General features: G+C 71.1%; 20 protein-coding genes. 14 read left to right on the top strand and 6 right to left on the bottom strand.

The genetic code is table 11. From position 1 onward, the window contains the following. Positions 1 to 20 precede the first annotated feature (20 nt). The 3 genes from ACH4E8_RS05525 to ACH4E8_RS05515 all read right to left on the bottom strand — a co-directional run bounded on the left by ACH4E8_RS05525 (position 21) and on the right by ACH4E8_RS05515 (position 3,466). On the bottom strand, positions 21 to 1,637 hold the full coding sequence (locus tag ACH4E8_RS05525; RefSeq protein WP_398444542.1) for a hypothetical protein: 1,617 nt from the start codon (positions 1,635 to 1,637) through the stop codon (positions 21 to 23). Further along, complete coding sequence (locus ACH4E8_RS05520; protein WP_398444540.1) at positions 1,634 to 2,638, bottom strand: trypsin-like peptidase domain-containing protein; 1,005 nt, start codon at positions 2,636 to 2,638, stop codon at positions 1,634 to 1,636. Before ACH4E8_RS05520 ends, ACH4E8_RS05525 begins: the two co-directional genes overlap by 4 nt. A gap of 228 nt (positions 2,639 to 2,866) precedes the next feature. Then, the gene (locus ACH4E8_RS05515; RefSeq protein WP_398444538.1) at positions 2,867 to 3,466 is read right to left on the bottom strand and encodes a hypothetical protein; all 600 of its coding nucleotides are present in this window, start codon (positions 3,464 to 3,466) and stop codon (positions 2,867 to 2,869) included. Between the two features lie 283 nt (positions 3,467 to 3,749). Between ACH4E8_RS05515 and hemL the strand changes: the two genes are divergently transcribed. The 7 genes from hemL to ccsB all read left to right on the top strand — a co-directional run bounded on the left by hemL (position 3,750) and on the right by ccsB (position 11,952). After that, a complete protein-coding gene (gene hemL, locus ACH4E8_RS05510; RefSeq protein ID WP_398444536.1) occupies positions 3,750 to 5,066 on the top strand; it encodes a glutamate-1-semialdehyde 2,1-aminomutase in 1,317 nt (438 codons plus the stop codon). Continuing rightward, entirely contained in the window at positions 5,063 to 5,770 is a 708-nt protein-coding gene (locus tag ACH4E8_RS05505; protein WP_398444535.1) for a histidine phosphatase family protein, read from the top strand. The genes hemL and ACH4E8_RS05505 overlap by 4 nt, the downstream gene beginning before the upstream one ends. A 418-nt stretch (positions 5,771 to 6,188) precedes the next feature. Beyond that, positions 6,189 to 7,445 carry a hypothetical protein gene (locus ACH4E8_RS05500; RefSeq protein WP_398444533.1) on the top strand — a complete coding sequence of 419 codons (1,257 nt, stop codon included), beginning with the start codon at positions 6,189 to 6,191 and terminating at the stop codon, positions 7,443 to 7,445. Between the two features lie 87 nt (positions 7,446 to 7,532). After that, positions 7,533 to 8,132, top strand: coding sequence for a TlpA family protein disulfide reductase (locus ACH4E8_RS05495; protein ID WP_398444531.1), 600 nt, complete (start codon positions 7,533 to 7,535; stop codon positions 8,130 to 8,132). 37 nt (positions 8,133 to 8,169) lie between these two features. Then, positions 8,170 to 8,925, top strand: a complete 756-nt coding sequence (locus ACH4E8_RS05490; RefSeq protein ID WP_398444529.1) for a cytochrome c biogenesis CcdA family protein — start codon at positions 8,170 to 8,172, stop codon at positions 8,923 to 8,925. Between the two features lie 13 nt (positions 8,926 to 8,938). Next, on the top strand, positions 8,939 to 10,873 hold the full coding sequence (locus ACH4E8_RS05485) for a cytochrome c biogenesis protein ResB (RefSeq protein WP_398444765.1): 1,935 nt from the start codon (positions 8,939 to 8,941) through the stop codon (positions 10,871 to 10,873). After that, on the top strand, positions 10,870 to 11,952 hold the full coding sequence (gene ccsB / locus ACH4E8_RS05480) for a c-type cytochrome biogenesis protein CcsB (RefSeq protein WP_398444528.1): 1,083 nt from the start codon (positions 10,870 to 10,872) through the stop codon (positions 11,950 to 11,952). The genes ACH4E8_RS05485 and ccsB overlap by 4 nt, the downstream gene beginning before the upstream one ends. 81 nt (positions 11,953 to 12,033) lie before the next feature. Here the strand turns inward: ccsB and ACH4E8_RS05475 are convergent, their stop codons facing one another. Together ACH4E8_RS05475 and ACH4E8_RS05470 are read right to left on the bottom strand one after the other, a co-directional pair. After that, positions 12,034 to 12,600: a DUF1707 domain-containing protein gene (locus ACH4E8_RS05475; RefSeq protein ID WP_398444526.1), complete on the bottom strand. Its 567-nt coding sequence runs from the start codon at positions 12,598 to 12,600 to the stop codon at positions 12,034 to 12,036. 9 nt (positions 12,601 to 12,609) lie between these two features. Continuing rightward, positions 12,610 to 13,578: a helix-turn-helix domain-containing protein gene (locus ACH4E8_RS05470; RefSeq protein ID WP_398444524.1), complete on the bottom strand. Its 969-nt coding sequence runs from the start codon at positions 13,576 to 13,578 to the stop codon at positions 12,610 to 12,612. A 297-nt stretch (positions 13,579 to 13,875) separates the two neighbouring features. Between ACH4E8_RS05470 and ACH4E8_RS05465 the strand changes: the two genes are divergently transcribed. Then, complete coding sequence (locus ACH4E8_RS05465) at positions 13,876 to 14,301, top strand: hypothetical protein (protein ID WP_398444522.1); 426 nt, start codon at positions 13,876 to 13,878, stop codon at positions 14,299 to 14,301. Positions 14,302 to 14,401: 100 nt separating this feature from the next. Here the strand turns inward: ACH4E8_RS05465 and ACH4E8_RS05460 are convergent, their stop codons facing one another. After that, positions 14,402 to 14,767: a PLD nuclease N-terminal domain-containing protein gene (locus ACH4E8_RS05460; RefSeq protein WP_398444521.1), complete on the bottom strand. Its 366-nt coding sequence runs from the start codon at positions 14,765 to 14,767 to the stop codon at positions 14,402 to 14,404. 88 nt (positions 14,768 to 14,855) lie between these two features. On the opposite strand from ACH4E8_RS05460, the gene ACH4E8_RS05455 reads away from it, so the two are divergent. The 6 genes from ACH4E8_RS05455 to mqnE all read left to right on the top strand — a co-directional run bounded on the left by ACH4E8_RS05455 (position 14,856) and on the right by mqnE (position 20,721). Continuing rightward, positions 14,856 to 16,301 carry a menaquinone biosynthesis decarboxylase gene (locus ACH4E8_RS05455; protein WP_398444519.1) on the top strand — a complete coding sequence of 482 codons (1,446 nt, stop codon included), beginning with the start codon at positions 14,856 to 14,858 and terminating at the stop codon, positions 16,299 to 16,301. Then, positions 16,301 to 17,254, top strand: a complete 954-nt coding sequence (gene mqnP, locus ACH4E8_RS05450; protein ID WP_398444517.1) for a menaquinone biosynthesis prenyltransferase MqnP — start codon at positions 16,301 to 16,303, stop codon at positions 17,252 to 17,254. The genes ACH4E8_RS05455 and mqnP overlap by 1 nt, the downstream gene beginning before the upstream one ends. Before the next feature lie 44 nt (positions 17,255 to 17,298). Then, positions 17,299 to 17,859: a Uma2 family endonuclease gene (locus ACH4E8_RS05445; RefSeq protein ID WP_398444515.1), complete on the top strand. Its 561-nt coding sequence runs from the start codon at positions 17,299 to 17,301 to the stop codon at positions 17,857 to 17,859. Between the two features lie 180 nt (positions 17,860 to 18,039). Further along, complete coding sequence (locus ACH4E8_RS05440) at positions 18,040 to 18,684, top strand: UbiX family flavin prenyltransferase (protein ID WP_398444763.1); 645 nt, start codon at positions 18,040 to 18,042, stop codon at positions 18,682 to 18,684. A 149-nt stretch (positions 18,685 to 18,833) separates the two neighbouring features. Beyond that, complete coding sequence (locus tag ACH4E8_RS05435; RefSeq protein ID WP_398444513.1) at positions 18,834 to 19,289, top strand: Lrp/AsnC family transcriptional regulator; 456 nt, start codon at positions 18,834 to 18,836, stop codon at positions 19,287 to 19,289. Positions 19,290 to 19,557: 268 nt separating this feature from the next. Then, a complete protein-coding gene (mqnE, locus tag ACH4E8_RS05430) occupies positions 19,558 to 20,721 on the top strand; it encodes an aminofutalosine synthase MqnE (RefSeq protein WP_398444511.1) in 1,164 nt (387 codons plus the stop codon). Positions 20,722 to 20,732: the final 11 nt, after the last annotated feature.

The raw sequence follows: 20,732 nt of genomic DNA, 5'->3' as shown, positions 1-20,732 counted from the left end.
CCGTCTGGAGGCATCTGGTCCTACCCTCCCCCCTGGGCGGACGTGTCCGCCGCGTCTCCCCGCTCGCCCGGTAGGCGGTACGGGTCGTCCCAGAGCAGTGCTGCGTGCCGGCCGAGCATAGAGGAGCCGCCCTCAGGATCCTCGCCCCCGGCCTCAATGCGCAACGACCTGACTGCGTCGGGTAATTGTCGAATCCCTTGCCGAGCGGTGAGTTTCAGCAACTCGTCGCGGAACGCGGGATCGATGCCGCCGCGCCGGTCCCAGATCACGATCGGGACCCCGGCCCGCAGCGACTCCCCCAGCTCATCGACGCCGGAGCGGTGGCCCTTCGGGCGGCCGGGCGGATCGCTGAGGACCACCACCACCGGCGGTGGATCCGTCAGCAGCCGGGCCCGGCCGTCGGCCGGAAACCAGTGGACCGGCCCCCCGCGGTCGGCCACCAGTGCGTCCCAGCGCTTGGCCCAGCGCCCGTGCGTGTCGGCGCGCTCCATCCTTTCGAGGCTGCGCAGCACCACCGGGTGGTCCTCCCCGAGGGTGCCGCTGGCGTCCAGGAAGCCCCGCTTCTCCCACTGCTCGACCGGGAGGTCCAGCAGGTCGCGGGGGAAGAGGAACTCCAGCGTCAGGTCTTCCTTCCAGAAGTACGCCCAGCCCGTCTCCGCCTGCTCCACCAGGGTCTTCACGTGCTCGGGCAGCTCCGCCACGTCCACCCGCAGATCACCGCCGCGCACCGGGTACGGGGCCGGGCCGCCCGTCTGCCGCCAGTACGACAGCAGCAGTTCCCCCTCGTGGTCGGGGTCCGGCAGCGGGCGGAGCCGGATCAGCAGACAGGCGCCGGGGGCCCACACGGCGGGCGCCACGACCTGGGGCGGGGCGACGGCCGTACGGGTGCTGCCGTGGTGGTCGCCGTGGCGGGCACCGCCGTCCGGCGTCCCGCCGACCCCGGCCCCGTTGCCGCCGTCGGCGGGCACCGGGACCAGTGCGTCGGCCGGGCCGTCGCCGCCGACCGCCAGCACGGTCCGCCCCGTGCCGTCGGGCTGCAAGCGGTGCTCCGTCGCCCAGTTGAGCAGGTCCTTCTGCTGTTGGCCCGTGGCGAGCCGGGCGAACAGCTCCACCAGCAGCACGCACGGCAGGGGCTCACCGGGCCGGGCGTTGAGCGTGGCCGCGTACAGCACCGCCGACCAGGGCTCCGTGCAGTGCTGCGGCAGGTCTTCGGGCAGCAGGCCCAGCGCCGCCCGGAACGCCCCGACGATGTCGAGCACCTCCAGCCCGCCGAGCAGCTCCATCAGCCGCTCCCAACTGTCGGGCGGGAAGACCGGCACCTCGGCGAGCGCGATGGCGGTGCGCACCCGCGCCATGTGGCGCGTTTCGCCCTCCAGGGCCGACACCACGCTCCCCAGCACCTGGAACCCGTCGGGATACGGCATCACTTCCCTGAGCAGGAACAGCAGCGCGACCCGACGGCGGCTGCTGTCGGGCACCGCGATCGTGACGCCCAGCGCCCGGCCGACCTGACGCGCGCACTCGTGGAGCAGCGCGGGCTCCTCCAGACACGGCAGGGCCTCCAGCGCGTCGATGAGGATCTTCGGCGGCCCCCAGGATCTCCGGGCGGACGTCACGGGACCTCGGGCGGACGTCACGGGGCCCCGCCTTCCGCAGCCGCCGGCCACAACTCGTCGAAGAGCTCCAGGGCGCACTGCGCCGGCGCCGAAGCGTCGTCCAGCAGCCGCAGGGCGTCCACCAGGGCCCGTCTGCCGTCCCGGTGGTCGACGCAGCCCTGGACCAGGTAGAAGACCTGGAGCCGCGGGCGGGAACTGGTGCGGATGGCGCCGCGGATGCGCGGCGGCAGCAAGCGGCGCAGCGCGGCCGCGCCGTCCTCTTCGACCTGGTCCACCCGCAACAGGGCGTCGGCCAGCGCGAACTGGTCCCGGTCGGACGGCAACCGCGCCCGGTGCGCCGTGCGTTGCGCCGGGTGCGGCGCGCCGGCTATCCCGTCGGGCGGTGCCAAGAGCGGCGCCAGGTCCGGCCACAGCCGCGCCGCGGCCTCGATCGGCAGCATCCACGCCACCTTCGCCTGCCGGTCCGTGTACGCCGCGGTGACCATCCCGATCACCCGCCGCGCCACCGGGTCCCACACCCCGGCGCCGCTGAACCCGTGCTCGATCCGGGCGCCGTGGGCCTGACTGCCCTCCAACTGGACCCACTCCCGGTGCGGTCCGCCGCGCCCCGCCAGCCGCACCTGCGCCCACAGCCCGTCGACCGCGCCGGCCGGATGCCCGTACACCTGGACCTCGCGCCGGTCCGGCTCGCCGCACGGCCCCAGGCGCGCCGGCGCCAGCCCGTCGGGCGGCACCCAGTCGGTGCGCAACACGGCCAGGTCCCCGCCCGCGCCACCGGCCAACGGCCCGGGGAACCACCCGCCCGGCACCACGTGCGCCGCCCCGCTCGGGACCCGCGGACCGCCCGGGGCGTCGACCCGTAAGGACCGGTCCGCCTCCGCCCCGCGGCTCCCGTCGGCGGACACCACGTGCGCACAGGTCAGCACCGTCCCCGACCCCACCAGGATGCCGGCGCCCAACACGCCACCACCCGCCGACAGCACGCGCAACCTTCCGGCCCGCTCCCCCTCGTCCACTGCCACCACGTCCCTTCCCCCGCCGTGGGCAGCCCCGGACGCATCCACCCGCGTAGCCAGCGTACGAACGGGGCGCATCCGAAGCACGTAAAGCTCCGTGCACCCCGGAGCTTTACCGGTTGCGCCCCGGGCGAACCATCGACCCCCGCCCGACGAGGGCGCCGCTGCTCAGGGTTCGGCGCCGTTGCTCAGGGCCCGGGCGCCGTCGGGGTGTTCACGCCGCGCCCGCTCGGCTCACGGCCACACCAGGCAGTACGGCTGGTGGCCCGCCTCATGCAGGCGATGGCTGAAATCCTGCCACTCGTGCAGCAATTGGTAGACGTTGAACGCATCGCGCGGGCCCCCGCGGTCCGGGACCGTCGACCAGATGAAGGCCGCGGCGCCGACGGACTCCACGCCCACGCCGCGCAGCGGGTCGACCACGGTCGTCGGCAGCTTCACGACGGCGTAGTCGGGGTGGAGGACGACCAGCTCCAGCGGGGGGACCTTGTGCAGCGGCATGCCTTCTATGCCGGTGAGGACCATCGCGGCTATCGTCTCGGGCTTGATCTTGGTGAAGAGCCCGCCCATGCCGAGCTCGTCGCCGCCCAGCTCCTCCGGGCGCATCGAGATCGGCACTCTCGCCGCGGTGGCGCCGTCCGGTGCGCCGAAGTACTTGTACGTCACCCCCACGCGGGCGCTCCTGCCTCCCGAGGCGCTCGCGTTCGCTTCCGCGTCCGCATGCGCGTGTGCACGTGCGTTCGCATCCGCGTCGCCCCGCCGGTGCCTGCCCCGCCCGGTGGGCTCAGGTCCCAGGTCGTCGGTCCCTTCGCCCAGTCCGCCACCGCGATACATATCTCCACCCGACCACTCGCAGCCCCCGCCGCGCAACCCGATCATCGTGACAGTGACCTCCCCCACGGGCGACGGGTGAAACACCTGTCCGTGAGGAACGCTCGGGGCCTCTGACACCATGGATTACATGAGTCTTCCCTGTATGGCCCCAGTTTCGCAGATGCGAGGAGGCTGACGCCGTTTCGTAATACGGAGCAGTCCACGCTCCGCACTCACCAGTGGCCGAGATCCACCGTCCGTCGGGCCCCGGCCGCCCCACCCTCGAATCGCAGATCAGGACAGAGTGGCCAAAGTGTCGTATCCATACGAAGCCCCAGTTTCGCAGGCGCTGTTCGACCGCGCCTCCGTCGTGACGCCCGGCGGCGTCAACTCTCCCGTGCGCGCCTTCCGAGCCGTGGGCGGCACGCCCCGGTTCATGGTCTCCGGCAGCGGCCCCTACCTCACCGACGCCGACGGACGCGAGTACGTCGACCTCGTCTGCTCGTGGGGCCCGATGATCCTCGGCCACTCCCACCCGGAGGTCCAGGCGGCCGTGCAGGCCGCGGTGGCCCGCGGGACGTCCTTCGGCACGCCCGGCGAGGGCGAGGTCGCTCTCGCCGAGGAGATCGTGGCCCGGGTCGCCCCCGTCGAGCAGGTGCGGCTGGTCTCCAGCGGCACCGAGGCCACGATGTCGGCCATCCGGCTGGCCCGCGGCTTCACCGGCCGGGCGAAGGTGATCAAGTTCGCGGGCTGCTACCACGGGCACGTGGACGCGCTGCTGGCCGCGGCCGGCTCGGGCGTCGCCACGTTCGGGCTGCCCGACACCCCGGGCGTCACCGGGGCGCAGGCGGGGGAGACCGTCGTGCTGCCCTACAACGACCTGGACGCGGTGCGCGCCGCCTTCGCCGCGCACCCCGGTGAGATCGCCTGTGTGATCACGGAGGCGTCCCCGGGCAACATGGGCGTCGTCCCGCCGCTGCCGGGCTTCAACCAGGGGCTGAAGGACCTGTGCCGCGAGCACGGGGCGCTCTTCGTCTCCGACGAGGTCATGACCGGCTTCCGCACCAGCAAGGCCGGCTGGTACGGCGTCGAGGGCGTCGAGCCCGACCTGATCACCTTCGGCAAGGTGATGGGCGGCGGCTTCCCCGCGGCGGCCTTCGGCGGCCGGGCGGACGTGATGGGCCACCTCGCCCCCGCCGGCCCCGTCTACCAGGCCGGCACCCTCTCCGGGAACCCGATCGCCACCGCCGCGGGCCTCGCGCAGCTACGGCTGCTGGACGACGCCGCGTACGAGCGGGTGGACGCGGTCTCCGCGCAGATCCAGGCCCTGGTGACGGACGCGCTCACCAAGGAGGGCGTGGCCCACCGGCTCCAGAGCGCGAGCAACATGTTCTCCGTCTTCTTCACGGACGCCGAGGTGCGCTCGTACGAGGACGCGAAGCGGCAGGAAGCTTTCCGCTTCAACGCCTTCTTCCACTCCCTGCTGGCCGACGGGGTCTACCTGCCGCCGTCCGCCTTCGAGTCCTGGTTCGTCTCCACGGCCCACGACGAGCGCGCGATCGAGAAGGTCGCCGCCGCGCTGCCCGCCGCCGCCCGCGCCGCAGCGGAGGCCACCGCATGAGCGGGCAGCAGAGCCCGGGCGCGGGCGGGGGCGCCGAGCGGACCGTCGTCCATCTGGTGCGCCACGGCGAGGTGCACAACCCCGACGGCGTGCTCTACGGCCGCCGCGCCGGGTACCACCTCTCGGAGCTGGGCCGGCAGATGGCCGACAAGGTCGCCGATGCGCTGGCGGGCCGGGACGTCACGCACGTCGTGGCCTCCCCGCTGGAGCGCGCCCAGGAGACCGCCGACCCGGTCGCCAAGAACCACGGCCTGGTCGTGGCCACCGACGAGCGCCTGATCGAGGCGGCGAACGTCTTCGAGGGCAAGACCTTCGGCGTCGGCGACGGCGCCCTGCGCAAGCCGGGGAACTGGCGGCACCTGACCAACCCGTTCCGCCCGTCCTGGGGCGAGCCGTACATCGACCAGGTCGTACGGATGATGGGCGCGCTGGACGCGGCCAGGGACGCGGCCCGCGGCCACGAGGCGGTCTGCGTCAGCCACCAACTGCCGATCTGGATCGTCCGCAGCTACGTCGAGCGGCGCCGGCTGTGGCACGACCCGCGCCGCCGGCAGTGCACCCTCGCCTCGCTGACCTCGTTCACCTACGAAGGCGACAAGATCGTCTCCGTGGGCTACACGGAGCCGGCGATCGACCTCGTACCGGCGCACCTGCGCGCGGGCGCGAAGCCGGTGAAGGGCAAGGCCAAAGCCTTCGGCGCGTAGCCCGCGCCCGGCGGCCCCGCACGCGCCGTCGCGGCGTGCCGTTGCCCCGGCGGGCGCGGTGCCGCCGCGACGGTGTGCGGTGATGGCGACTGCGGCCCGGTGGGTGGCTCGTCGCGCAAGTTCCTCCCGCTGTGCCCTGCGGGCACGGGGCACCCCCTAAAGACTCCCTGCCCGCAGGTGACTGACAGGGGGAGCAAAAACAGGGGCGCGGGGAACTGCGCGACAAGCCCACCACCGGGCCGCAGGCGCTGCAATACGGCGCGCCGCACGGCGGGAGCGCGAGGGAGCGTGACCCGCCGCGGTGCCCGGATCGGGCTTTCGTCACCATTGGGTAAAACACATCGCATTTGCGGAACCCGTGGCTCTGCCGTGACCTCTCACCCCGTACACGGAGAAATCCACGGGGACGGGATCAGCAATGTGCAACGACACCGGGCGAATCACCCGACGCAAAGCGATCGGAGCGGGGTTGGCGGCCGCCGCGGCCGCCGGACTCGTCGGCTGCGGAGCCCTCGGCGGCAGCGGTAGCGGTCGAGGGGACGCCGGCACGAAGGGCGGCGGCGTCAGCCGCACCCCGGCGCCCACCGACCCGGAGAAGCCCATCGGCGACGGCTCCACCGCCGACACCGGAAAGCAGCCGAGGCAGCCCCCGGCGCCCACCCCGCTCGCCCCCGGCCAGGCCCCGCCGCAATTCGTGGTGTTCTCCTGGGACGGCGCGGGGGAGACCGGCAGCGGGCTCTTCGCCCGCTTCCTCAAGGTCGCCGACGAGTGCAATGCGGGAATGACCTTCTTCCTCTCCGGCCTCTATCTCCTCCCGGAGTCCAAGAAGGACCTCTACCGCCCGCCGAACAACCCCGTCGGCGCTTCCGACATCGGCTACCTCACCGACGCGAACATAAGGAAGACACTCGGCGAAGTGCGCCGCGCCTGGCTTTCCGGCCATGAGATCGGGACCCATTTCAACGGCCATTTCTGCGGCGAGGGCGCGCGTTCCGTGGCCCGCTGGACCCCGGCCGACTGGGAGAACGAGATAGACCAGGCCGTGTCCTTCGTCACGAAGTGGCGCACGCACACCGGCTTCTCCGACGTCGACCCGCTGCCCTTCGACTACGCCAGGGAACTCGTCGGCAGCCGCACCCCCTGCCTGCTCGGCCAGGACCGGCTGCTGCCCACCGCGAAGAAGCTGGGCTGGCGCTACGACGCCAGCTCGCCCGGCGGCCGCCAGGTCTGGCCCGGCCGGCGCAACGGCCTGTGGGACTTCCCGCTCCAGCAGGTGCCCTTCCCCGGCCGCTCCTTCGAAGTGCTCTCGATGGACTACAACTTCATGGTCAACCAGTCCGGGAACGCCACCCAGGGCGCGGTCGCCAAGCGCGCCGGCTGGCGCGAGCAGGCCGCCGGGGCGTACCTGGCGGGCTTCCGTCGGGCGTACGAGTCCAATCGCGCCCCGCTGTTCATAGGCAACCACTTCGAACAGTGGAACGGCGGCATATACATGGACGCGGTGGAGGAGGCGATCCGCGGCATGGCGGGGAAGGAGGACGTACGACTCGTCTCCTTCCGGCAGCTCTGCGACTGGCTCGACGTCCAGGACCCGGCCGTGCTCGCCAAGCTCCGCACCCTCGATGTGGGCCGCGCGCCGGAAGGTGGTTGGAACACTTTTCTTAAGGCTTCTTGATAAGGGGCGCCGCCCGCCCAATGGGGTCCTTGCGGGCATCGAGGGGGGTCCCAAAGATCGCCGAATCAGCCATGCGAAACTTTTCACATGAGCCTCAGCCGTGCGCATCGCGCTGCCCTCACGGCCGCCCTCGTGGTGACCGGGGCGCTCACCCTGTCCGCCTGCACCGACGGAGGAACGTCCGGTGGCGGCGGTCAGACGAACTTCGTCACCGACACCGGCGGCATCTCGACCGTCGCCAAGGAAGACCGCAAGGCCATCGGGAAGGTTGCCGGCGAGACCCTCGAAGGCGAATCCCTGGACGTCGCGGACCTCAAGGGCAAGGTCGTCGTGCTGAACGTCTGGGGCTCGTGGTGCGAGCCCTGCCGCGCCGAGGCCCCCGCCTTCGCCAAGGTCGCCAAGGACACCAAGGCGCAGGGCGTGGAGTTCGTCGGGCTCAACACCCGTGACTCCACCAAGGGCGACGCGATCAAGTTCGAGGAGGAGTACGGCGTTCCGTACCAGAGCCTCTACGACCCCGCGGGCAAGCTGATCATCAGCGGTTTCCCGAAGGGGACGCTGCACCCGCAGGCCATCCCCTCCACGGTCGTCCTCGACCGGGACGGCAAGGTCGCGGCGCGCTCGCTGAAGGCGATCTCCGAGAAGGACCTGCGCAAGATGGTCGACCCCGTGATCGCGGAGAAGTGATCCCGTGACGTACGCGGAGTCAGCCGGTTCAGCAGTCGTGCTCGCCTCGACAGACATCAACTCCACCGTGCTCGGCGGCGCCCTCGTCGTCGCCATACCGATCGCGGTCCTCGGCGGACTGGTCTCCTTCTTCTCCCCGTGCGTCCTGCCGCTCGTCCCCGGTTACCTCTCGTACGTCACCGGCATCGGCGGCACCGACCTGGCGGAGGCCAAGCGCGGCCGGATGGCCCTCGGCGCCTCCCTCTTCGTCCTCGGCTTCACGGTCGTCTTCGTCTCGGGCGGGGCGCTCTTCGGCTTCTTCGGCGCCACCCTCCAGGAGGAGAAGGGGATCCTCACGAAGATCCTCGGGGTGCTGATGGTGCTCATGGGGGCCTTCTTCATGGGCGCGATGCCCTGGATGACCCGCCGCGAGTTCCGCTTCCACACCCGGCCGACCACCGGCCTGCTGGGGGCGCCCGTGCTCGGCGCGCTCTTCGGCGTCGGCTGGACCCCGTGCATCGGCCCCACGCTCGCCGCGGTGCTGACGCTCGCGGCCGACCAGGGCAGCGCGGGCCGCGGGGCCACGCTCACGGTCGCGTACTGCATCGGCATGGGCCTGCCGTTCGTGCTGACCGCGATCGCCTTCCGCAAGGCGCTCGGCGCGTTCGCCTGGGTGAAGAAGCACTACGTGTGGGTGATGCGCGCCGGCGGCATCATGATGATCGCGACCGGACTCCTCATGCTGACCGGCGTCTGGGACGCCATGATGCAGCAGATGCAGGTCTGGTCCACGGGCTTCACGGTAGGGATCTGACCCGATGAGCAAGATGACGACGCCGGCGCAGTCCGAGACGGCGAAGAACGACGAAGCAACCGACGCCGACGCGCAGCGGGCGGACGCGCGGCAGGAGGAGGCGGCCGGCGCACAGCTGTCCACCGCCCCCCGCGAGGAGCTCACCGGCGGCCCCACCCTCGGCGTCATCGGCTGGTTCCGCTGGTTCTGGCGGCAGCTCACCTCCATGCGGGTCGCCCTGATCCTGCTCTTCCTGCTCTCCCTCGCCTCCATCCCGGGCTCGCTGATCCCCCAGCGCATGGTCGACGACCTCAAGGTCGAGACCTGGAAGGAGAAGAACGAGTTCTGGGCGCCGATCTTCGAGAAGCTCCAGCTCTTCGACGTCTACAGCTCGGTGTGGTTCTCCGCGATCTACATCCTGCTCTTCGTCTCCCTCATCGGCTGCATCGTGCCGCGCACCTGGCAGTTCGTCGGCCAGCTCCGCAGCCGCCCGCCGGGCGCCCCCGGCCGGCTGACCCGGATGCCCGCGTACACGACCTGGCGCACCGACGCCGACCCCGAGCAGGTCCGCGAGGCCGCGCTCGACGTCCTCAAGAAGCGCCGCTTCCGCGCGCACGTCGTCGGCAACGCGGTCGCCGCGGAGAAGGGCTACCTCCGCGAAGCCGGGAACCTGATCTTCCACGTCTCGCTGATCGTGATGCTGCTGGCGTTCGCCGCCGGCCAGCTCTTCAAGTCCGAGGGCGGCAAGCTGGTCATAGAGGGCGACGGCTTCGCCAACACGCTCACCCAGTACGACGACTTCCGCTCCGGGGCCCTGTACGACAAGGACAACCTGGACCCGTTCTGGTTCGACCTCAAGAGCTTCGACGCCACCTACGAGCGTTCCGGCCCGCAGAAGGGCACCGCCCGCACCTTCGAGGCGTCCGTGCGCTGGGGCAAGCCCGGCGGCAAGGAGCAGGACGCCGTCATCAAGGTCAACGACCCGCTGGACGTCGACGGCACCAAGGTCCACCTGCTCGCCCACGGCTACGCGCCGGTCGTCACCGTCCGGGACGGCCGGGGCAAGGTCGTCGTCGACAAGCGCCCGATCCCGCTGCTGCCGGTCGACGGCATGATCACCTCGTCCGGCGCGATCAAGGTGCTCGACGGCTACCGCGACAAGGACGGCAAGAAGGACCAGCTCGGCTTCAAGGCGTGGTTCGTCCCGACCTTCGGCGGGCACGAGGTCAGCTCGATGTTCTCGCAGTTCCCCGGGCTGGACTTCCCCGTCCTGGCGCTGAACGCCTACCGCGGCACCATCAGCAGCGGCTCCGGCATCCCGCAGAACGTCTACCAGCTCGACACCGCCAAGCTGGAGCAGTTCAAGGACGACAAGGGCGAGATCTTCAAGCAGCTCCTGCTGCCCGGCGAGACGATGACGCTGCCGAACGGCGCCGGCTCCATCACCTTCGAGAAGGACATCAAGGAGTGGGCCAGCTTCCAGATCTCCGAGCAGCCGGGCAACGGCTGGGCGCTGACGGGCGCGGTCGCCGCGATCTTCGGCCTCGCGGCCTCCCTCTTCGTCCAGCGGCGCCGGGTGTGGGTGCGGGTCACCACCGGCAAGGACGGCGTCACGGTCGTCGAGATGGCCGGCCTGGGCCGCAGCGAGTCCCCGAAGCTGCCGGAGGAGCTGGGCGGACTGGCCCTGCGGCTGTACGAGCAGGCGCCGCCGGCCGCGGACCCCGAGCCGGAGCCCGAGCAGGGCGCCGAGCCCGACGCCGAGCCCAAGGGCGGGTCGAAGTCGGCGGGCGGTGCGGACGTAGAGTCGGACTCCGCGCCGGACGCGTCATCGGCACCGTCCGAGTCCTCCGACGCCGACGCACCACCGCAACCACCAGCAGACACCGCACCATCCGCCGAACCCGCGGAATCCGCCGGCAAGGCCGACCCTCACCACACCGAAGTTTCCGCCGAAGGGGCTGAGAAGTGACTCTCGCCGCCGCTACCAACGAGACCTTCGCCGAGATCAGCAACGTCCTGATCTACTCGGCGATGGCCGTCTACACCCTCGCCTTCCTCGCGCACATCGCCGAGTGGATCTTCGGCAGTCGCAGCAAGGTCGGCCGCACCGCCGCGGCGCTGACGGCGGAAGCCGCCGCGACCGGGCCGTCCGCCGTCACCGTCCAGGTGCGCGGCCAGCAGGGCTCCACCGCCGTCCTCGAAAAGCCGAAGGTGGTCACCCGCTCCGCGGCCGGCACCCGCGACGTCCCCGACGGCCCCGGCGCCGCCGGCGGCACGTTCAAGGGCGACCTGTACGGCCGCATCGCCATCTCCCTCACCGCCCTCGGCTGGATCCTCCAGGCGGGCGGCGTCATCACCCGCGCGATCTCCGTGCAGCGGGTGCCGTGGGGGAACATGTACGAGTTCTCCATCACCTTCGGCGCGGTGGCGGTCGGCGCGTACCTCACCCTCCTCGTCGCGAAGAAGAACGTCCGCTGGCTCGGCCTGCCGCTGATCCTGACGATCCTCGCCGACCTGGGCCTGGCCGTCGCCGTCTTCTACACCGAGAGCGACCAGCTCGTCCCGGCGCTCGACTCGTACTGGCTGGTCATCCACGTCTCCACGGCCATCATCTGCGGCGCGGTCTTCTACATCGGCGCGGTCGGCTCGATGCTCTACCTCTTCCGCGACTTCCACGAGGCCAAGCTCGCCCGCGGCGAGAAGCCGAGCAACTTCTCCGCCTCCGTGCTGGGGCGCCTGCCGTCCGCCGCGACCCTCGACAAGTTCGCGTACCGGGTGAACGCGGCCGTCTTCCCGCTGTGGACGTTCGCGATCATCGCCGGTGCGATCTGGGCGGAGTCCGCCTGGGGCCGCTACTGGGGCTGGGACCCCAAGGAGGTCTGGTCCTTCATCACCTGGGTCGTGTACGCCGCCTACCTCCACGCCCGCGCCACGGCCGGCTGGAAGGGCCGCAAGGCGGCGGTGCTGGGCCTGGTCGCCTTCGTGTGCTGGCTGTGGAACTACTACGGCGTGAACATGTTCGTGCAGGGCCTGCACTCGTACGCATGACGCCCCGCCCGTCGTACGACGGCGAACGCCCCGCTCGGTCGTGCTGACCGGCGGGGCGTTCGTCTTCGTGGCGCGCTCTCGTCAGCGCCGTGCGTGGCGGACCTTCAGCCGGCCGAAGCCCATCGCGCCGGTGATCCGGATCGTGGGGCCGTCGCGACCGTCGCGACCACTGCGGGGCACGTAGTGCGAGTCCTTCCACCCGGTCTGGAGCCCGTCCAGGTCGACGGTCGCGTCCCGGGGCACCGTGATCTTCGCCCGGCCGGTGCCGAGGGCCAACTCGATGTCGACCACCGGGTGCTCGAAGACCGCCTTCGACAGGTCCAGGTGCACCCTTCCGTACGCCGACTCGACCTTCAGCGTCCGCGGCACCCGCCAGGCCCCGCGCCGCTTGATCCGCCCGCCGGCGGCGGCGATGGTCGACGTGGACTTCGGCGCCGGCTCCTGCGCGGGCAGCGAGCGCAGGGCCGACGCGAGGTCGCCGTGGGTCTCGGCGGTCAGGGCCCGGTGCAGCCGGACGTCCATCTCCTCGTGCGGGATGAACCCTTCGGCGTACGCCTGCTGCAGGCGCTCCACGGCGCTGTCCCGATCGGCTTCGCCGATCCGCCGCGACGGGTCTTCTTGCGACGGGTCTTCCGGTAAGGGCGTCACCGCCTCACCCTAAGCGGCGGGACGCCCGTCGGTCATGGCCCGGTACTCGCTCGGCGGCCGCCCGTAGCGGGCGCGGAACACCCGGGAGAAGTCCGACGGGCGCGGGAACCCCCACGCCGACGCGATGGCGTGGATCGGCGTGCACCGCAACTGCGGGTCGGTGAGGTCGCGTCGCGCCTGTTCGAGGCGGCGTTCGCGGATGTAGGCGGCGGGGGTGGTCCCGCACGGCTCGAAGCAGCGGTGCACGGTCCGTACGGAGACGTGGTGCGCCGCGGCGATCAGCGCCGGCGTGAGGTCGGGCTCGCGCAGGTGCTCGTCGACGAATGCGCGCATCTCCAGGGCGAGCGCCTGCGGATGGGCCTCCGGCGGCGTCTGCGGATCGCTGGCGTGGGTGAGGAAGGCGGTGGTCAGCGCGAGCGTCGCCTGCGCCAGCAGGGGCGCGGTCGTTGCGGTGACGGGCACCGTCTCGTCGGCGAGCCGCTCCATGACGTCCACCAGCAGCGCGCCCAGGCCGTCCGCGGTGGACAGCGGGGTGGCGAGGAGCCGATCGAGCTGCGGGGCGGCGAGCGGGACGAGGGCCCGGGGGACGGTCAGCTCCACGATGTCCGTCCGGCCGTCGGGTGCGAGTTGCGCGTCGTGCGTCTGCGAGTAGCTGTAGAGCAGCAGGTGCCCCGGCTCCAGGACGCCCTGGCACCGGTTCTGGTCGATCGCGACTCCCCCCGCCCTGGCGTGGGCGAGGAGGAAGAGTTCGGGCGCGGACTGGCGCACGTGGCGCTGGGTGCGCCGCAGCCGCACGGGCGGGCTGCCGAGCGCGGAGATCCGCAGCGCCCCCAGGTCGAGCAACCTGTGCGTGGCCGGGAACTCGTCCGGGCTCTCGGTCCAGGTCTCGGCGGGCGCGAAGCTCTCGGACATCCTCGTACACCAACTGTCGAACTGCTCCCGGGGTTCGAGTTCCTCCGTGCTGAAGACCGTCCTCATGACCGTTCCCCCTCGGTCTCTGGCAGATGACGTCTGTGGCACCGCTGGTCCGACGCGTCCTCGCGCCACGGAGCCACGAATTCACCGTACGAACGGGATTCCCGCCCGCACCACGCCCGTCCGCGACGACACGCGGTTCATGGCACGGATCGCATGGCCATCCGGCACTGAGCGCTCTGGAGGGGGCGGTGGGCTGCTTGGGAGAGTGATGCGTGTCCGGGGCAGCCGAACTCCGCTCCGTGACTGCGGGGTTCGGATTGTCCAGCCAGAACCCAAACACTCAATGGGGGAACTGTGATGAAGCTGAGGACTGCGGCCGTTTCGGTCGCGGCGCTCGCGGCCGTCGGCGCGACGGCCCTGCCGGCGCAGGCGGACAGCGGGAACGCCCGTCCGGCCGCCGAGGAGACGGTGGTCCAGCCGCTCGCGGGCCAGGACATACGCATGATCTACAAGGTCGGTGGCCACGAAGTCGGCCGTGGCGCCTTCTACAGCCAGGGCGACAGGATCTGGGTCAAGGACTCCAGGGCCGACGGCCGCGGCGTCCGCGTCCAGTACGACCTCAACTACAACCCCGGGGCCCCCGACGGACAGTGCTCGGCCCCCGGCGGCTCAGGGACGTCCAAGTTCTGCGACTACAACTTCCGTGAGAACGGCAAGATCAGGATCCGCATCGTTGCGGGCTCGCACACGAGCGCCTGGTCCCCCTGGGCCAACATCGGCTGACCCGAGCCACACTGCACCAACCCTCTGCCGCGGGCCCGTCGGTGCGACCGACGGGCCCGTCGGCCAGAACGCCGGGCGAAAGCGGGCCCGGCCGCGACTGCTACTTCTCGTCGCCCTTCGCCTCGTCCGGCTCGCCCTCGTCCTTCTTCTCGCGGCCCCGGTTCTTGCCCTCGTCGCCCAGCGACTTCAGGAAGTCCGGGTTGTCGTCGGGGGCGACCCAGCCGCCGCCCCGGCCACCCCGGGCCGCGCCGCCGAACGCCGCGGCGAGGCCGCCGCCCGCGGGCGACTTGCGCGGGCGGCCGGCGATGAACCAGGCGATCGGGCCCAGCGGCATGAAGAGGAGGACGATGATCACCCAGACCACCTTGGGGAGGTTGCGGACCTCCTTCTCCGGCGTGTTCAGCACGTCGATGAAGGCGTAGATCCACATCCCCAGGACCAGGAGGGGCAGAAGAGTCCTGAGCATGGCGGTACGGTCCCCCAGCTATGAGGCGGCGGAGCCGGCGAGGGCCCCGGTGACTCCCCCAGGGTATCCGGTACCGGATACTGGGCCCATGGCTTACGACGATCTTCGCTCCCTGCTCAGGGCTCTGGAGCGCGAGGGCGACCTCAAGCGCATCAAGGTGGAAGTCGATCCGCACCTGGAGGTCGGGGAGATCGTCGACCGGGTGAACAAGTCGGGCGGCCCGGCGCTCCTCTTCGAGAACGTGCGCGGGGCGTCGATGCCGCTCGCGATGAACGTGTTCGGCACCGACCGCCGGCTGCTGAAGGCGCTCGGACTGAAGTCCTACGCGGACATCAGCGACAAGATCGGCGGGCTGCTGAAGCCGGAGTTGCCGCACGGCTTCGTCGGCGTGCGCGAGGCGTTCGGCAAGCTCGGCTCGATGGTGCACGTACCGCCGAAGAAGGTGAAGGAGGCGCCCGTTCAGGAGGTGGTCCTCCAGGGCGACGACGTCGACCTCGACCAGCTCCCGGCGCTCTTCACCTGGCCCGAGGACGGCGGCTCCTTCTTCAACCTGGGGCTGACCCACACCAAGCACCCGGAGACCGGGATCCGCAACCTCGGTCTCTACCGGCTCCAGCGCCACGACAAGCGCACCATCGGCATGCACTGGCAGATCCACAAGGACAGCGCCAACCACTACCAGGTCGCGGCCCGGCGCGGCGAGCGGCTGCCGGTCGCGATCGCCTTCGGGTGCCCGCCGGCCGTGACGTACTCCTCCACCGCCCCGCTGCCGGGCGACATCGACGAGTACCTGTTCGCCGGGTTCGTCCAGGGCAAGCGGATCGAGATGGTCGACTGCAAGACGGTGCCGCTCCAGGTGCCGGCGCAGGCGGAGGTCGTGATCGAGGGCTGGCTGGAGCCGGGGGAGATGCTGCCGGAGGGGCCGTTCGGCGACCACACCGGCTTCTACACCCCGCAGGAGCCGTTCCCCGCGCTGAAGATCGACTGCGTGACGATGCGCAAGCGCCCGCTGCTCCAGTCGATCGTGGTCGGTCGGCCGCCGACGGAGGACGGGCCGCTGGGGCGGGCCACGGAGCGCTTCTTCCTGCCGCTGCTGAAGATCATCGTGCCGGACATCGTGGACTACCACCTGCCCGAGGCGGGCGGCTTCCACAACTGCGCGATCGTCTCGATCGACAAGAAGTACCCGAAGCACGCGCAGAAGGTGATGTCCGCGATCTGGGGCGCGCACATGATGTCCCTGACGAAACTGATCATCGTCGTGGACTCGGACTGCGACGTGCACGACCTGCACGAGGTCGCTTGGCGGGCGCTCGGGAACACCGACTACGCCCGGGACCTCTCCGTCGTCGAGGGCCCGGTCGACCACCTCGACCACGCCTCGTACCAGCAGTTCTGGGGCGGCAAGGCCGGCATCGACGCCACCACGAAGTGGCCCGAGGAGGGCTACACCCGCGGCTGGCCGAACATGGTCGAGTCCGACCCGGCGACGGCGGCGCTGGTGGACCGGCGCTGGAAGGAATACGGGCTGTGATGGCGGCGGCGGCCGACGCGGCGGACGCCGGGCCGGCCCGCCCGGCCGACGACGACGGCAGCGGCAGCAACAAGGCCGGCAGCAGCAAGGTCAAGGCGTTCCTGCGGCTGGTGATGATCGAGCACTCGGTTTTCGCGCTGCCGTTCGCGTACATCGCCGCCCTGACCGCGATGTTCCAGGCCGACGAACGCGTCCACTGGGCGGAGCTGGGGCTCGTCACGGTCGCGATGGTCGGGATGCGCACCTTCGCGATGGCGTGCAACCGGATCATCGACCGGGAGATCGACGCCCGCAATCCGCGCACCGCGGGCCGGGAGTTGGTCACCGGCGCGGTGAGCGTGCGCTCCGCCTGGACCGGCGCGCTGATCGCCCTCGCGGTCTTCCTGGCCGCGGCCGCCGCGCTCAACCCGCTCTGTCTGGCGCTGGCGCCGCTCGCCGTCGTCCCGATGGTGGTCTATCCGTACGGCAAGCGGTTCACCAACTACCCGCACGCGATCCTCGGCCTGGCGCAGGCGATCGGGCCGATCGGGGCGTGGCTCGCGGTCACCGGCGCGTGGTCGTGGGACGCGGTGATCCTCGGGCTCGCGGTCGGCGTCTGGATCGGCGGCTTCGACCTGATCTTCGCCTCGCAGGACGTGGAGGCGGACCGGGTGGAGGGAGTGAAGTCGGTCCCCGCCCGCTTCGGCGTCCCCGCGGCGCTGCACGGCGCCCGCGCCTGCCACGTCGTGACCACGGCCCTGCTGGTCTGGTTCGGTCTTGCGACGGACGCGGGGGTCTTCTTCTGGGTGGGCCTGGTGATCGTGGCCGGCGCCTTCGGCTACGAACACACCATCGTGCGCCCGCACGACCTGTCCCGGCTGAACCGGGCGTTCTTCACGGTCAATGGGTTTATCGGAATTACCCTTTTCGTGTGTGCGCTGCTGGATCTGGTGGTGCGTGGTCTGACCGTGTAGTTAGCCTCCGGCCTACCATCGAGGGCAGGACACGGGAGGTTGTCATGGTGACGTCGCAGACCGATCGCCTGCACTCGCAGCTCAGCCGGTTCGAGGACATGTTCCCCGGCTATCGGACAGAGATTGTCGAGGGCAACATCGTGATGAGTCCGCTGCGGCCGTTTCACAACGAGACGATCATGCGCCTGTGGATGCTGTTGGAGTCCCAGCTGGATGCGGAGTGGGGCCTGGTCAGCGATGTGGCGATGGTCTTCAGCGAGACGAACGAGTTCTGCCCCGACCTCGCCGTCATGCCGGCCGTCGAGAAGAACCGCAATCTCTCCGCGTACCCCGCCGACCTGATCGAACTGGCCATCGAGGTCGTCTCCCCGAGCAGCGTCCGCAACGACTACGTCGTCAAGGACCGCGAGTACGCGGCCCGGGGCATCGCCAACTACCTGATCTTCGACCCGGTCAAGGGCGAGGTCGGGGTCCGCTGGCACCCCGGCCCCGAGGGGTACCGGGGCCGCGACGCCTTCCCCTACGGGGGCGACGTCACGGTGGAGACGTCGCTGGGCAAGCTGGCCTTCGACACCTCCAAGCTGCCGGTCGACCCCGGCGAGTGACGGCCGAGCGGGGGACTTACCGGGACCGACCGGGACGGTGGGGCCGCTCTCATCGGGCCCGGATAGGCTCGCGGTGTGGAGTCAGCACGGAGTGAAGCGCACGGGGCCGCGCCCGGGGAAGCGCCCGAGGAAGTGCGCGGGGCGGCGCGTGAGCGCGTTCGGCGACCCTGGGTCGTGGGGGTGTCGGGGGCGTCGGGGACGCCGTACGCCGCCGCCGTGCTGCGGGGGCTGATCGAGGCCGGCGAGGACGTCGACCTCGTCGTCTCGCGGGCGTCGCGGCTGACCCTGCTCGACGAGACGGGGATCTCCTTCCGGGACGCGCACTGGCGCGACGACCTGCGGCAGTGGCTGTCCCGCGGCGCCGACGGCAAGCCGCGGACCTTCGACGTGGACGTGTCGGGGGTGCGGCACTGGAGCGCGGGGGACCTCGCGGCCGGCCCGTCCTCCGGGTCGTATCCCGCGAAGGGGATGCTGATCGTGCCCGCTTCGACCGCGGCCGTCGCCGGCGTGGCGCTCGGGCTGTCGAAGGACCTGCTCCAGCGGGTGGCGAGCGTGACGCTCAAGGAGCGGCGCCCCCTGGTCGTCGCGGTGCGCGAGACCCCGCTGCACGGGCAGACGCTGCGCCACCTGGTCGCCCTGGACGACGCCGGGGCCGTCGTGCTGCCCGCGTCGCCCGCCTTCTACGCCGGGGCCACCCACATCCAGGACCTGGTCGACTTCGTCGCCGGGCGGGCGCTGGACGCGGTGGGGGTGGCGCACACCCTCTACCGCCGCTGGGAGGGGGAGTTGGGGGCGGCGTACCGCGCCGACCGGGGCACGACGTAGTGCCACCGACCCCGCCCCCGTGCCGGCGTGCGGCCGTGCGGCTCCAGATCACCAGAACTTTTCGGAGAATCGTAGGGGTTTCGCCCTGCGTGCCTTAGTTTCTTTTTGATACTTCGCTGGATTGCTGAACAATGGAAGGCTCCAGGCTTATGGACGCGGTGGACAGGCAGCTCATCCAGGCCCTTCGGGAGAACGGCAGGGCCTCCTACGCCGAGCTGGGACGGCTGGTGGGCCTCTCCGGCCCCAGCGTCACCGACCGGATCAACCGACTGGAGGCCGCGGGCGTCATCACCGGCTACCGCGCCACCGTCGACGCGGCCTCCCTCGGCCTCGGCGTCACCGCCCTGATCGGCATCTCCCTCTCCGACGCCGCCGACCACGAGGACGTGGCCCGCCGGCTGCGCGACCTCGCGGAGATCGAGGACTGCTGGTTCATCGCGGGCGACGACTCCTTCATGCTCAAGGTGCGCGTCGGCGACGTCGACGGCCTGGAGAAGACCATCCGCCGGCTCAGCGGCACCCGCGGGGTCTCCCGCACCCGCACCACCATCGTGCTCTCCACCAAGTGGGAGAACCGGGTCGGCGAACTGCCCGGGCAGGACTGACCGGACGCCCCGCCCGGTGCGGCGGGCGGGGGCACCCCCGGTCGTCGCGGCCGGGCAAAGTACCGTGGGTGAGGGCGCTTCCGGTGGTTCAGGCTGGATCAGTGAGCGGGGTCCGGTGCCGTGGACCTCAAGGCGGAGGAGGGCGTCAATGCGGAGCATTGGCGACTGACGACACCGCGGAGAGGCATGGTGCCAGGGCGCGCGAGCCCAGCACGATCCACCGGAAGCGCCTAAGCCCGATGGACGGAGAAAAATGGGAGGCGGGCACATGGACGCTGGGCTCAAGCGCGAGCTGGAGGAGAAGGTCAGGGCCGGCGAACGGCTGACCCGCGAGGACGGCATCGCCCTCTACGACTCGGACGACCTGGCCTGGCTCGGCGGCCTCGCGCACGAGGTCCGCACCCGCAAGAACGGCGACGTCGTCCACTTCAACGTCAACCGTCACCTGAACATGACGAACGTGTGCACCGCGTCGTGCGCCTACTGCTCCTTCCAGCGCAAGCCGGGCGAGAAGGACGCGTACACGATGCGCATCGAGGAGGCCGTCCGCCTCGCCAAGGCGATGGAGAACGAGAACCTCACCGAGCTGCACATCGTCAACGGCCTCCACCCCAACCTCCCCTGGCGCTACTACCCGCGCTCCCTCTCCGCCCTCAAGGAAGCCCTGCCGAACGTCTCCCTGAAGGCGTTCACCGCCACCGAGATCCACCACTTCGAGACGATCTCCGGCATGTCGGCGTCCGACATCCTCGACGAGCTGATCGAAGCCGGCCTCGAATCGCTGACCGGCGGCGGCGCGGAGATCTTCGACTGGGAGGTCCGCCAGCACATCGTGGACCACAAGACCCACTGGGAGGACTGGTCGCGCATCCACCGGCTGGCGCACAGCAAGGGCCTGAAGACCCCCTGCACGATGCTGTACGGGCACATCGAGGAGCCCCGGCACCGCGTCGACCACGTGCTGCGGCTGCGCGAGCTCCAGGACGAGACGGGCGGCTTCCAGGTCTTCATCCCGCTGCGCTACCAGCACGACTTCGTCGACATGCAGGACGGCAAGGTCCGCAACCGCCTCCAGGCCCGCACCACCATGGCCACCGGAGCCGAGGCGCTGAAGACCTTCGCGGTCTCCCGGCTGCTCTTCGACAACGTCCCGCACGTCAAGGTCTTCTGGGTGATGCACGGCGTCCAGACCGCGCAGCTCGCGCTCCAGCACGGCGCGGACGACATGGACGGCTCGGTCGTCGAGTACAAGATCACCCACGACGCGGACAACTACGGCACCCCGAACAAGCTCACCCGGGACGACCTGCTGGAGCTGATCCGGGACGCCGGCTTCCGACCCGTCGAGCGCAACACCCGCTACGAGGTCATCCGGGAGTACCCGGGCCCGGACGGGGACCGGCGCGAGTCGCCGCAGCCGATGCGGGTCTGAGGGCGGAGCCG

Origin of the sequence: Streptomyces sp. NPDC017979 (genome assembly GCF_044328175.1) — a bacterium.
In the GTDB taxonomy this organism is placed as follows: Bacteria; Actinomycetota; Actinomycetes; order Streptomycetales; family Streptomycetaceae; genus Streptomyces.
This window is presented reverse-complemented; position numbering and strand designations above follow the sequence as displayed.

What these genes read in the sequence shown, in the direction of transcription:
- ACH4E8_RS05515 (WP_398444538.1), bottom strand. Translation starts at nt 3,466, where the DNA reads ATGTATCGCGGTGGCGGACTGGGCGAAGGGACCGACGACCTGGGACCT.
- ACH4E8_RS05505 (WP_398444535.1), top strand. Translation starts at nt 5,063, where the DNA reads ATGAGCGGGCAGCAGAGCCCGGGCGCGGGCGGGGGCGCCGAGCGGACC.
- ACH4E8_RS05500 (WP_398444533.1), top strand. Translation starts at nt 6,189, where the DNA reads ATGTGCAACGACACCGGGCGAATCACCCGACGCAAAGCGATCGGAGCG.
- ACH4E8_RS05495 (WP_398444531.1), top strand. Translation starts at nt 7,533, where the DNA reads ATGAGCCTCAGCCGTGCGCATCGCGCTGCCCTCACGGCCGCCCTCGTG.
- ACH4E8_RS05485 (WP_398444765.1), top strand. Translation starts at nt 8,939, where the DNA reads ATGACGACGCCGGCGCAGTCCGAGACGGCGAAGAACGACGAAGCAACC.
- ACH4E8_RS05470 (WP_398444524.1), bottom strand. Translation starts at nt 13,578, where the DNA reads ATGAGGACGGTCTTCAGCACGGAGGAACTCGAACCCCGGGAGCAGTTC.
- ACH4E8_RS05465 (WP_398444522.1), top strand. Translation starts at nt 13,876, where the DNA reads ATGAAGCTGAGGACTGCGGCCGTTTCGGTCGCGGCGCTCGCGGCCGTC.
- ACH4E8_RS05460 (WP_398444521.1), bottom strand. Translation starts at nt 14,767, where the DNA reads ATGCTCAGGACTCTTCTGCCCCTCCTGGTCCTGGGGATGTGGATCTAC.
- ACH4E8_RS05455 (WP_398444519.1), top strand. Translation starts at nt 14,856, where the DNA reads ATGGCTTACGACGATCTTCGCTCCCTGCTCAGGGCTCTGGAGCGCGAG.
- mqnP (WP_398444517.1), top strand. Translation starts at nt 16,301, where the DNA reads ATGGCGGCGGCGGCCGACGCGGCGGACGCCGGGCCGGCCCGCCCGGCC.
- ACH4E8_RS05445 (WP_398444515.1), top strand. Translation starts at nt 17,299, where the DNA reads ATGGTGACGTCGCAGACCGATCGCCTGCACTCGCAGCTCAGCCGGTTC.
- ACH4E8_RS05435 (WP_398444513.1), top strand. Translation starts at nt 18,834, where the DNA reads ATGGACGCGGTGGACAGGCAGCTCATCCAGGCCCTTCGGGAGAACGGC.
- mqnE (WP_398444511.1), top strand. Translation starts at nt 19,558, where the DNA reads ATGGACGCTGGGCTCAAGCGCGAGCTGGAGGAGAAGGTCAGGGCCGGC.